Raw genomic sequence first — 4,410 nt, 5'->3', positions numbered from 1 at the left:
CGCCCAAATGCCTGACATCAAGGTTTCCAATTCGCCCACAGGCGCTTCATAAGCCCGACTGACCACTGCATCCAACCCAGGTTCGGGCAGTGCCTTACGGTCGAGCTTACCGGCAGGGTTAAGCGGCAACACATCAAGCTGCACAAAGGCCGCTGGCACCATATATTGCGGCAATTGCTCCAGCACATAGGCGCGCAAGGCGTCCAGGCTCGGCGCTTGCCCGCGAAGGGTGAAGTACGCCACCAAACGCTCATCACGAATCAGCACCGCCACTTCACGCAATGCCGGATGCGCGGCAAGGCGTGACTCGATTTCACCCAACTCCAGCCGCACACCGCGCAGCTTCACCTGGAAATCATTGCGTCCCAGAAACTCCAAGTTGCCATCGGGCAAGTAACGCACCAGGTCGCCCGTGCGGTACAACCGATCCCCCGCAACAAACGGGCTGTCAATAAAGCGCTCAGCGGTCATCTGCTCCAACCCCAAATAACCCCGAGCAACGCCGACACCGCCGATGTGCAGTTGGCCGCTGACGCCCATCGGTACCGGCGCATCCTGTTCATCCAACACATACAGGCGCGCGTTGTTAATCGCCCGGCCAATCGGCAGTTGCACCGCAGGCACAGGATCGCCGGGTTCCAGGGTCCAGGCGCTGCTGTCCACCGTGGCTTCGGTGGGGCCGTAGACGTTGTGCAAACGCACCTTGGGCAAGCGCGCCTGCACGCCACGGGCCAGGGCTTGGGTGAGTTCGCCGCCGCCGCACAGTACGTCAGTGAGGCTGGTGCACAAGGCCGATTCTTCCAGTTCGAGGAACTGCTGCAACATCGCCGGCACGAACTGGATCACCGTGATCTGCTGCTCGCCAATCACTTGCGCCAGGTAAGCCGGTTCACGATGGCCATCCGGCCGTGCGAGGACCAGACGCATACCATTGGTCAGCGGCCAGAACAGTTCCCAGACCGAGCCGTCGAAACTGAAGGGCGCGCGTTGCAACAAGGCGCCGCCTTCGGCGTTGGGGCACAGCTGGGAGGCCCAGTGCATCAGGTTGCTCAGGCCACGATGTTCGACCATCACGCCCTTGGGTGTACCGGTGGAGCCCGAGGTGTACATCACGTAGGCCAGGTTGGCGACGCTCAATCCCGGCACCAGCGGGTTGCCGGTCGGCGCCTGGCTCCAGGCGCTGCGGTCGAAGTCGATCAGCGGGATTGACACCTCGCCCGCAAGGTCGCGGGTCGCGGCGTGCACCAGCAGTGCTACCGGCTGGCTGTCGTTGAGCATGTAGGCCAGGCGCTCACGCGGGTAGCCAGGGTCGAGCGGCACATAGGCACCGCCCGCCTTGAGAATCGCCAGCAAGCCCACGACCAAATCCAGCCCACGTTCGACACACAATGCCACCCGCGAATCCGGCTGCACCCCGTGCTCACGCAGGTGGAAGGCCAGCTGATTCGCGCGTTCGTTGAGCTCGCGGTAGGTCAATTGCTGCTCGCCAGCTTGCACCGCGATGGCATTCGGAATGTGCCGCACGCGGGCTTCGAACAGTGCTTGCACGGTGAGGGTGTCAGGGTAGCTGGCTTCGGTGGTATTGAAGTCCACCAATAATTTTTGCAGCTCGCTGGCGGGCAGTACCTGCACCGTGCGCAATGAGGTGCCTGGCGCGTGTTCAAGTGCGTGTGCCAGGCCATGCAAGACCGTATCGACGTAGCCCAACAATCGCTCGGCCCCGACCTTGCGCGGCGCCTGGACGTTGAGACGAAAGCCGCTGGCAATGTCATCGACCGTGAGCGTCAACGGGTAACTGAGGATGTCTTCACTGCTGAGCAAGGCGATGCCCGGCACCAGGTTCAAGCCTGTGTCAGCACAAGTGTGACGGTAGTTGAGCAGGCTGTTGAACAGCGGCGACACACTGCTGCAGCGCTGGGCCAGTGCGAGCGCGGCCTGTTCATGGGCGAGCAAGGCATTGAGTTGAGTCTGGGTGTCGTTGAGTGCATCAAGCACGGTTTGCCCGGCCAGGCGCACGCGTAACGGCAAGGTATTGATGAACATCCCCAGGGCGCGGTCGGCACCCTCGCCCGCCTGCAAACGGCCAAGCAGCACGGTGGCGAACACCACGTCATCGCGGCCCGCGACACAGCTGAGCACGTGTGCCCAAGCCAGATGGAACAGGCTGGCGGCACTGACGCCAAGGGCGCGTGCCTGCTCCCGCAAGCGCTGGTTGAGGGCATCGGTGAGTGGCTGTTCGAACGCTTCGATTTCAGCGTGATCCGCCTGGCGCTCCTGCAAGCCGAACGCCAAGGTCGGCTCGTCGACGCCCGCCAGACACTCACGAAAGAATGCCTCGTGCGCAGCCTGGCGCGCGGACGAACGAGCGTGCGCGACCACATTGCGATATGGCACCGGCACGGGCAGTTGCGCCTGTTGGCCGAGCAGGTGGGCGCGAATTTCATCCACCAGCACGGTGGTCGAGGTAGCGTCGTTGACCAGGTGATGGAAGCGTAATCTGGCGACCCAGCGCCTGTTGTGCGGTTCCTCAGCGTAGTCCAGGGCCATCAACGGCGCCTGGCGCAAATCCAGCGGCGCTGCCGGTTCGCGCAGCGGTTCAACGCGCAACTGCGCTTCGCGCCACACCACTTGCATCGGCTGCTCAAGGGCATCCCACACCAGGCTGGTGCGCAGGATATCGTGACGGTTGATCACCTGTTGCAAGGCCTGGGCAAACGCATCCAACTGCTCGCGGCTTGAACAACTGAACATCGCGTGTTGCTGGTACGGATCGCGTTCATCGGTGAGGTGGTGATAAAGCAAACCTTCCTGCAACGGCGCCAGCGGGTAGATTTCCTGCACATTGGCAGCACCTCCCGGGATACCGGCGACGATGCTGTCCAGGCTGGGCTGATCGAGCTCAGCCAACGCGAGACTATCGGGCGTAATGTGAGTGCAACCCCGCGGTATTCGATTGGCTGGCACCTGCTCTTCGTTGCCGACACTGGCGGCTGCCAGCGCCGCGAGGGTCGGCTGGCCGAACAACACCTGCACGTCAGCGCGCAACCCGGCATCACGCATGCGCTGCACCAGTTGTACGGCGAGCAGCGAGTGCCCGCCCAGCTCGAAGAAATGGTCGTGGCGCCCCACCTGCTGAACCTGCAGCAGCTCGGTCCAGATCTGTGCCAGAGTGGTTTCAACACCCTCGTGCGGCGCCTCGAACAGGCGGGTAACGAACGCCGCTTGCGTGGGTGCAGGCAAGGCCTTGCGATCGAGCTTGCCATTGGCGGTGAGGGGTAAACCGTCCAGCCGCACATAAGCCACCGGCACCATGTAATCCGGCAATGACGCTTGCAGATGGCCGCGCAGCGATTCGCTATCGACACTGTGCTGCTCGACAAACCAGGCCAGCAATTGCCCTTCGCGACACTGCACAACGGCTTCCTTGATCGCCGGATGGGTGGCCAGCGCGGATTCGATTTCCCCCAGTTCAATACGCACGCCACGGATTTTCACCTGGTCGTCATTGCGGCCCAGGTATTGCAGATTGCCGTCGGGCAGCCAGCGTGCCAGATCGCCGGTGCGGTACATGCGCCCCTGGGTAAAGGGATCGTCGAGAAAACGTTCCACGGTCAATGCTGGGCGGTTCAGATAACCGCGCGCCACGCCCTTGCCACCGACGTACAACTCCCCTGCCACACCGATGGGCACCGGGCGCTGTTGCTCATCCAGCAAGTAAACCGTCGCATTGGCGATAGGCCCGCCGATGTGCAGCGGCTGGCCCACTTCGACACGTCCGGAGGTGGCGACCACGGTGGCTTCAGTGGGGCCGTAATTGTTGATGACGTCGAAGGTCTGCGCGCGAGTAAAGCTGCGCAGGCGGTCACCGCCGATCAGCAAGGTGTGCAGGGTCGGGTGTTCGAGGCGTTGGCTGAAGGCGTACTCGGCCACCGGTGTCGGCAGGAAGCACACCTGCAACGGCTGCGCGCGCCACCAGCTCAGCAGCGCGTCAATGTCTTGCGCGTCATCCTGCGTGGGCGGCAAGTGCAGTGTCGCGCCCACGCACAGCGCCGGCCAGACTTCCCAGGCCATCGCATCAAAACCAAACCCGGCAACGCTGGCGGTGTGGCTGCCCGCCTGCAGGTTGAAGGCCTTGCAGTGCCAGTCCACCAGGTTCGACACGGTGTGGTGCTCAACCATCACCCCCTTGGGCTGCCCGGTGGAGCCTGAGGTGTAAATCACATAAGCGAGGTTCGATGGCGTGACCGCTACACGCGGGCTGCCACCGAGGTGAGCGGTCGGGTTGTCGAGCCGGATCACCGGTACGTCGAGTGCAGGCAGGCGATGCAACAGATCCTGCTGAGTCAGCACCGCCACGGGTGCACAGTCGTGCAACAGGTAGTTCAGGCGGTCGGCAGGATGGGCCGGGGT

1 protein-coding gene is annotated in these 4,410 nt (G+C 63.2%); it reads right to left on the bottom strand.

All coding sequences use genetic code 11. From position 1 onward, the window contains the following. Positions 1-4,410 (bottom strand): non-ribosomal peptide synthetase (locus E0F99_RS29130; RefSeq protein ID WP_130909109.1); only part of this gene is annotated, 4,410 nt, incomplete at both ends.

The sequence above is a fragment of the Pseudomonas antarctica genome (genome assembly GCF_900624995.1).
Lineage (GTDB): Bacteria > Pseudomonadota > Gammaproteobacteria > Pseudomonadales > Pseudomonadaceae > Aquipseudomonas > Aquipseudomonas antarctica.
Note: the sequence above shows the minus strand (reverse complement) of the source record. Positions and strands in the feature narration are given on the sequence as shown.